Here is a 6,887-nt window from a genome sequence, read left to right as displayed (position 1 = left end):
GATTCCCTGATCCCTTCATCAACTTTTTGGGAGGGAAATCTCTTGACTGAATTAGAGAAGAAGATCAAAGCCAAGATCCCCGGCGAGGACACCGGCATTGAAGTGAAGCACTCTCTGTGTGCTATCTGCAGCCCGGGCATCCACTGTGGTGTAGACTGTTATGTAAAGGATGGCAAGATCATTCGGGTAGAGGGAACACCCGGACATCCTCTGAATAATGGCAAGTTGTGCACCAAGGGATCCAGTCTGCGGAACTACGTGTACCGGGAGGACCGAATCAAGACACCTCTTCGCCGCATTGGTGAGCGAGGCGAAGGCAAGTTCGAACCAATCTCTTGGGATGAAGCCTATCAGATCATCGCAGAGAACCTGAACAAGGTGAAGGCGGAGTACTCCGCCCACTCCGTGGCCTTCTTTAGCGGCTACTGCAAGTGGTATCGTCCGATCCTTCATCGGTTTGCCCATGTGTTTGGCAGTGTAAATTTCGGCACCGACGACAGCACCTGCTTTGCGGCCATGAATATTGCCAACAAGGTTACTGCCGGATGCGGCGGCGCACCTGATATGGCCCACGCCCACACCTTCCTGGGCTGGAACTATGAGGGGTATTACTCCAATCACCTATCAGTTGCCGGTGTTCAAAAGCTGAAGGAGCGAGGCGGAAAGATCATCATCATCGACATCCGGGATACCCCCGCCTCCAAAAATCTGGCAGATATTTTCCTGAAGATCAATCCCGGCACCGATGGTGCCCTGGCGCTGGGCATGGCCAAAATCATCATCGACAGCGGCTGGGCCGATATGGACTATGTGGAGAAATACACCTATGGCTTCGAGCAGTACAAGGCCCTGGTGGAGCAATATCCCCTGGACAAGGTGGCGGAGATCACCGGCCTGGACCCCAATGACATTTATGAGGCCACCAAGCTGTACGCCACCAACGGCCCCGCATGCACAAACTTTTCTGCGTCGGCGCTTGTTCACCACATCAATGGATTCAATAGTCACCGCGCCATTCTTTGTTTATCTGCCCTGACCGGAAACTTTGATCGTGCCGGCGGAAACTATCCGGTTCCCCCAAGCTACGTACATAAGGCAGCCGGCTTTAAAACACGTGAAGAAGAATTCCGTTCCAACCGCTATCCCGGCGGCGCTGAGCGGATCGGCGCTGAGCGTTTCCCCCTGTGGATGGCCCAAAACGACGAATTCCAGGCAATGGATCTGCTGCGCCAGATGGAAGAGGAAAAGCCCTATCCCGTCAAGGCCATCGTTGGTCTGGGCATGAACGCCAAGATGTTCCCTGAAACCGATAAACTGCTGGCAGTTATGAAAGAAAAGCTAGATTTCTTTGTGGATATTGATCCGTTTATGACACTGACTGCCAAATATGCAGACATTGTATTGCCCTCCTGTACGTCTGTGGAACGCGGTGAGCTGAAACCATACGAGGGCGGATACATGACGTTTACCAAGCCCGTGATCCACCCCCTTTATGAATCCCGCTCTGATGTGGATATCCTGTGCGATCTGGCTCGGGTCATGGATCTGGACGATGATTTGCTGAAGCAGGGCTACGAGGCCAGTGTAGACTGGATGATCGATGGCTGTGGCCTAACGGTTGCCGATTTGAAGGCTCATGACAAACCCATTAAGGTGCCTGCCGCTCAATGGCCAGTCCAGCCCGGAAAGCTTTTGGAAAACGGCTTCAAGACCTCTACGGGCAAATTTGAGTTCTATTCCACCGCCATTGCCGCCATCGACCCCAAATACGGCCTGGACCCGTTGCCCAGCTACCGGGACCCGCTGTCTGACCAGAACGACCCTGAAACGCGGGAGAACTATCCCTTCTACCTGTGCACCGGCGCACGGTTGCCCCATGCCATCCATTCCCGTGTTCACGAGACACCTTGGCTGCGGAGTCTGCGCCCCAAGCCCACCTGCGAGGTCCACACCAAGGACGCGGAGCGCCTGGGCCTGCAAAACGGCGATACAGTGGCCATGACCAGTCCCTACGGCGAGATCCGCATGACGGTGAAGGTCACCAGCAAGGCAAAGCCCGGCGTTCTGATGGCACTCCACGGTTATACCGAGGCCAACGTCAACGAGCTGATCGGCCGCGACCATCTGGACCCCTATTCCGGCTATCCCGGCTTTAAGGGGATGCGCTGCAATATCCGCAAAGTTCAGGAGGTTTGAAGATGAAACACGTTTTTGTATTTGATCAGGATAAATGCAGCGCCTGCTCCGCCTGTATGATGGGCTGTATGGACCAGAACGACATCGATCTGGCGGCGGGAGACCAGTGCTTCCGTCAGACCTTTGACACCGAAGTGGCGCTGGAGGACGGCAGCGTTTACTGCGCCTATATTTCCGCCGCCTGTATGCACTGCGTGGACGCGCCCTGTATCGCCGCCTGCCCGGTGGGATGTCTCAGCAAGGACCCGGAGACCGGCTTCACCGTTTACGACAACACCAACTGCATCGGCTGCAAGAGCTGCGCCATGGCCTGCCCCTTCGGCGCGCCCCGCTACCGCAAGTCCGACGGCAAAATGGTAAAGTGCGACGGCTGCAACGAGCGGGTGAAGAACGGCCTGCAGCCCGCCTGTGTCCGGGCCTGCTCCTTCGGCGCCCTGACCTGTGTGACTGAGGAGGAATACAAGGCCAGCGGCAGCACCAAGGCATGCAGTGCCCTGATCGACCAGCTGGGTATGCGGAAGAAATAAGGCACTTTTCAGAGACTTTCCACCCCTGGGGGCGGCATTGATGTCTGATGCCGTCCCCAGGGGATTTCTCTTTTGCGGAGGCCGCCGGAAGCTACCATTTTTACCGTTAACCCATAGCGGTAAAAGCGTTTGGACGCTTTGCCAGGTCCGTGCTACAATAAAAGCATCAAATGATAACGCCGCTTTCAAGCGGCAGGACCTACCGGACCTTCCCATGGTGCTGCCGCCGCTATACAGTTGTGTAGCCGAGCTGTTCTGGAAACGGGACAACTTTCCGTACTTGAAGAGAAAGCACGCTGACAACCATGGATATAATCCATATCACGCGTGTTTTGCTGTTCGCAAAGCACGCGTTTTTTCTTGAAGGGGATCAAATGGAGATACCAGTGATCACATTCGCCGCGTATTCCGGCGTTGGAAAGACCACCTATCTGGAAAAGCTGCTGTCCCGCCTGAAAGCCCACGGCCTGCGGGCCGCAGTCATCAAGCATGACGGCCATGATTTCCAGATGGACCGGCCAGGGACCGACACCTGCCGCCTGGCTGAGGCCGGTGCGGATACGGTGGCCATTGTCTCCGGACGGCGGTTCGCATTGCTGGAGCAGCAGAGCCTGACGGTGGAGGAAATCGTCAGCCGCATCACAGATGTAGACCTGATCCTGACAGAGGGCTTCAAACATGGTCCCTATCCCAAGATTGCGCTGTACCGCATGGCATCGGGCAAGCCCTTGGCATTAGATGCGAACGATTGTCTGGCTATTGTGACGGACAAGCCCATGGATGCAGGCTGCCCGGTCTTTCCCCTGAATGATCCGGAACCGCTGGCAACGTATCTGATTTCCACACTGGACTTGAAGAAGGAGAATGGCAATGTCGATAACGGTTGAACGAGCGATCGAACTGGCTCTGGCCCATACCCCTGAGTTGCCGGAGGAGGAAGCGCCGCTGTGCGAAGCTGTTGGGCGGATCCTGGCGCGCCGGATCACTGCGCCGATGGACCAGCCGCCCTTTGACCGGTCTCCATTGGATGGATATGCGGTCTGCGCCAGCGATACCATGAGTGCCTCGGCGGAAATGCCGGTGCGTTTACAGGTGGTGGACAAGATCTGCGCCGGGCAGGTCTCCCAGGTGGCGATCCAGCCGGGGCAGGCCGTGCGGATTATGACGGGCGCTATGCTGCCGAAGGGAGCCGACGCTGTGATCCGGCAGGAGGACACGGACCTGGGTGAGGAGTGGGTGAAGCTGTTCCGTGGTGTTCGGCCTGGACAGAACTGCTGCTGGCGGGGAGAGGAGTACCGCGCCGGCACGGAGCTGTTCCCGGTCGGGACCAGGATCGACGCCGCCGCGGCGGCAGTGGCAGCCGGGGCCGGACTGACCCATCTGCCGGTATATCGCAGGGCACGGGCGGCGGTCATTTCCACCGGCGACGAGATCCGGCAGCCGGGACAGCCGCTGCTACCCGGTAAAATTTATGATTCCAATGCCATTTACCTGAAAACACGCTTGAGACAGCTGGGAGTCGAAGTCGCGGCGGCACTGTCGGCAGGGGACGATGTCGACGGTATCGTCACGGCACTGGAGCGGTTTTCCGGCTGCGACCTGATTTTGACGACAGGCGGCGTCTCTGTAGGTCAGAAGGACTTGCTGGAGACGGCGGTGAAAGCCTTCGGCGCAGAAGTCATTTTCCATGGCATTGCCGTGAAACCGGGGATGCCGACCCTGCTGGCAAAGCGAGGGGACCTGCTGATCCTGGGCCTTTCCGGCAATCCCTTTTCCGCCGCTGTGCCCTTTGAACTGCTGCTGCGGCCCATGCTGGCGAAAATGACCCGGAACCCGGAACTGGAGATGTGCCGGCGGAAAGTCACTGCCGCCAATGATTTTGCCAAGGCAAGCCCCACCCGGCGCTTCCTGCGGGCTTTTGTCAGGGGAAACATGGTCTCCATGCCCGCTGCCCAGTCCAACGGGCAGATGCGGAGCATGGTGGGCTGCAACTGTCTGATCGATGTGCCCGCCGGAAGCGGCGCGGTGCGGCAGGGAGACTGCGTCGATGTTCTGCTGCTCTGATGAGAGGGAGGCGCGTCATGGCGATTTCTGCAAAGAACTGCGGAGCGATGATCCTGGCGGGGGGACAGTCCCGCCGCATGGGAAGGTGCAAAGCGCTGCTGGAGCTGGACGGAGAGACATTGATCTCCCGTCTGGCAAAACAGTTGGACGGCTTTGGAGAACTGCTCCTCTCCGCAAATGACCCGCAGGTGGCAGCTGGCATTCCCGGACGCCTTGTGACGGATATCTATCCGGGGCTCGGACCTCTGGCAGGGCTGCACGCGGCGTTGACAGCGGCAAAGGTGGAGAACCTCTTGTGTGTTTCCTGTGACATGCCCTATTTCACGGCGGCGCTGGCGGAGGCGCTTCTGAACGCCTTCCCGCCGGACACAGATGCTCTGGCCTGCGTGGACGGGAATGGCCGTGTCCATCCCCTCTGCGGAATTTACGCCAAAACCGCCCTGCCTGTTATAGAGCGCCGGCTCCAAAACCGGCAATTAAAAATGCTGGATCTGCTGGCGGAGCTGTGTACTGTGTATTTTCCCATCCCCGACCGCTTCCCCGCAAAGATCCTTACCAATGTGAACACACCGGAGGCATTTGCCGGAGTGAAAGGGGACTTTTTATGAGAGACCAGACTGGCCGGACCATCGATTATCTGCGGCTGTCGGTGACAGACCTGTGCAATTACCGCTGCCGGTACTGCATGCCGGAGGAGGGCGTGTGCAAGCGTGCGCACCAGGATATCCTCTCTGTGGAGGAGATCGAGGAGATCAGCAGGGCTGCTGTTGCATGCGGCGTAAAGAAGATACGCTTGACAGGCGGCGAGCCGCTGGTGCGAAACGGTATTTTGGAGATCTGCCGCCGGCTGAAAGCCATTCCCGGCCTGGAAGAGCTGTGCCTCACCACCAACGGCAGTCTGCTGCCGGAGCTGGCCCGGCCTCTTCGGGAGACGGGCGTGGACCGGCTGAACATCAGCCTGGACGCCCTGCGGCCGGAGCGGTTTTCCGATATGACTCGCCGGGGAAAGCTGGAGGATGTGCTCTCCGGCATTTTCGCAGCCCAGACAGCGGGCTTTGAGTGTCTAAAGCTAAACATTGTGCTGATCGGCGGCTTCAACGACGATGAAATTCCCAATTTTGTAAAGCTGACCGAAGCACATCCCTGGGAGGTCCGTTTTATTGAGCTGATGGCCATGGGGCCTTGTGCCTGCTGGGACAAAAGCTGTTTCCTGCCGGGCAGCGAGGTGCTGCGGCGCTGCCCGGATCTGCGGCCGATCCCGGGGGAGGGCGTTGCCCGGCGGTATAAGCGGCCCGGAGCCAGGGGCGCAGTGGGACTGATCTCACCGGTCAGCCACGACTTCTGCGGTGAATGCCGCCGCATCCGGATTACGGCGGATGGCAAACTGAAGGGCTGCCTCCACAGCCGGGAGGAGATCGACCTGCGGGGTCTCCACGGCTGGAGGCTGGAAAATGCCATCCGGCAGGGCATCCTGCAAAAGCCCCAGCGGCATCACCTGGCGGAGCGCCCCAGCGACACGCCCCGGAACATGAATCAGATCGGAGGATGAGCAGATGCCAGAGCTGACCCATTTCAATGAACAGGGCCGGGCCAAAATGGTGGATGTGACGGAAAAGACCGTCACCCACCGGACGGCGGTGGCCGCCGGCGAGATCCACGTCTCGCCGGAGACTATGACCCACATCAAAAACGGCACGATGAAAAAAGGCGACGTGCTGGCGGTGGCTCAGGTGGCCGGCATCCAGGCGGCCAAGCACACCTGGGAACTGATCCCCATGTGCCATCCCCTGCCTCTGACCGGCATCGACATCACCTTCCGCCTGTCCGACCAGCCCTGCATGGTGGAGATCAAGGCCGCCGTTACCTGCACCGGGGTCACCGGCGTGGAGATGGAGGCGCTCACCGCTGTCTCCACAGCGGCGCTGACCATCTATGACATGTGCAAGGCAGTCCAGAAGGACATGCGGATCACAAACATCCGCCTGCTGGAAAAGCACGGCGGCAAAAGCGGCGATTATCAATCGGAGGAATGAACATGGCCAAGGTCGTATCAGTGAATATCAGCGAGAAAAAAGGGGAGCAGAAGCACCCCGTGCCGGA

At 58.7% G+C, this 6,887-nt stretch carries 7 protein-coding genes and 1 riboswitch; all 7 genes read left to right on the top strand.

Translation table 11 applies throughout. The features are described from left to right. Positions 1–42: 42 nt before the first annotated feature. The 7 genes from Q0Z69_RS16290 to moaC all read left to right on the top strand — a co-directional run bounded on the left by Q0Z69_RS16290 (position 43) and on the right by moaC (position 6,820). Complete coding sequence (locus Q0Z69_RS16290; RefSeq protein WP_298035458.1) at positions 43–2,196, top strand: molybdopterin-dependent oxidoreductase; 2,154 nt, start codon at positions 43–45, stop codon at positions 2,194–2,196. 2 nt (positions 2,197–2,198) lie between these two features. Beyond that, positions 2,199–2,723 carry a 4Fe-4S dicluster domain-containing protein gene (locus Q0Z69_RS16285; protein ID WP_298035457.1) on the top strand — a complete coding sequence of 175 codons (525 nt, stop codon included), beginning with the start codon at positions 2,199–2,201 and terminating at the stop codon, positions 2,721–2,723. Positions 2,724–2,894: 171 nt separating this feature from the next. Next, positions 2,895–3,030, top strand: a riboswitch (molybdenum cofactor riboswitch). Between the two features lie 67 nt (positions 3,031–3,097). Then, a complete protein-coding gene (gene mobB, locus Q0Z69_RS16280) occupies positions 3,098–3,610 on the top strand; it encodes a molybdopterin-guanine dinucleotide biosynthesis protein B (RefSeq protein ID WP_298035456.1) in 513 nt (170 codons plus the stop codon). Continuing rightward, positions 3,594–4,787, top strand: a complete 1,194-nt coding sequence (gene glp / locus Q0Z69_RS16275; protein ID WP_298035455.1) for a gephyrin-like molybdotransferase Glp — start codon at positions 3,594–3,596, stop codon at positions 4,785–4,787. Before mobB ends, glp begins: the two co-directional genes overlap by 17 nt. 17 nt (positions 4,788–4,804) lie before the next feature. After that, positions 4,805–5,395: a molybdenum cofactor guanylyltransferase gene (locus Q0Z69_RS16270; RefSeq protein WP_298035454.1), complete on the top strand. Its 591-nt coding sequence runs from the start codon at positions 4,805–4,807 to the stop codon at positions 5,393–5,395. Beyond that, complete coding sequence (gene moaA / locus Q0Z69_RS16265; RefSeq protein ID WP_298035453.1) at positions 5,392–6,336, top strand: GTP 3',8-cyclase MoaA; 945 nt, start codon at positions 5,392–5,394, stop codon at positions 6,334–6,336. Before Q0Z69_RS16270 ends, moaA begins: the two co-directional genes overlap by 4 nt. Positions 6,337–6,340: 4 nt before the next feature. Further along, complete coding sequence (gene moaC / locus Q0Z69_RS16260) at positions 6,341–6,820, top strand: cyclic pyranopterin monophosphate synthase MoaC (RefSeq protein ID WP_298035452.1); 480 nt, start codon at positions 6,341–6,343, stop codon at positions 6,818–6,820. The last annotated feature ends 67 nt before the right edge of the window (positions 6,821–6,887 follow it).

Origin of the sequence: uncultured Dysosmobacter sp. (assembly GCF_947631165.1) — a bacterium.
GTDB lineage: Bacteria > Bacillota > Clostridia > Oscillospirales > Oscillospiraceae > Oscillibacter.
The sequence above is the reverse complement of the archived record's forward strand: the minus strand, read 5'-3'. Positions and strand labels throughout refer to the sequence as shown.

Excerpts from the sequence above, each read along its gene's own strand:
- moaC (WP_298035452.1), top strand. The coding sequence starts at position 6,341 with ATGCCAGAGCTGACCCATTTCAATGAACAGGGCCGGGCCAAAATGGTG.
- moaA (WP_298035453.1), top strand. The coding sequence starts at position 5,392 with ATGAGAGACCAGACTGGCCGGACCATCGATTATCTGCGGCTGTCGGTG.
- Q0Z69_RS16270 (WP_298035454.1), top strand. The coding sequence starts at position 4,805 with ATGGCGATTTCTGCAAAGAACTGCGGAGCGATGATCCTGGCGGGGGGA.
- mobB (WP_298035456.1), top strand. The coding sequence starts at position 3,098 with ATGGAGATACCAGTGATCACATTCGCCGCGTATTCCGGCGTTGGAAAG.
- glp (WP_298035455.1), top strand. The coding sequence starts at position 3,594 with ATGTCGATAACGGTTGAACGAGCGATCGAACTGGCTCTGGCCCATACC.
- Q0Z69_RS16285 (WP_298035457.1), top strand. The coding sequence starts at position 2,199 with ATGAAACACGTTTTTGTATTTGATCAGGATAAATGCAGCGCCTGCTCC.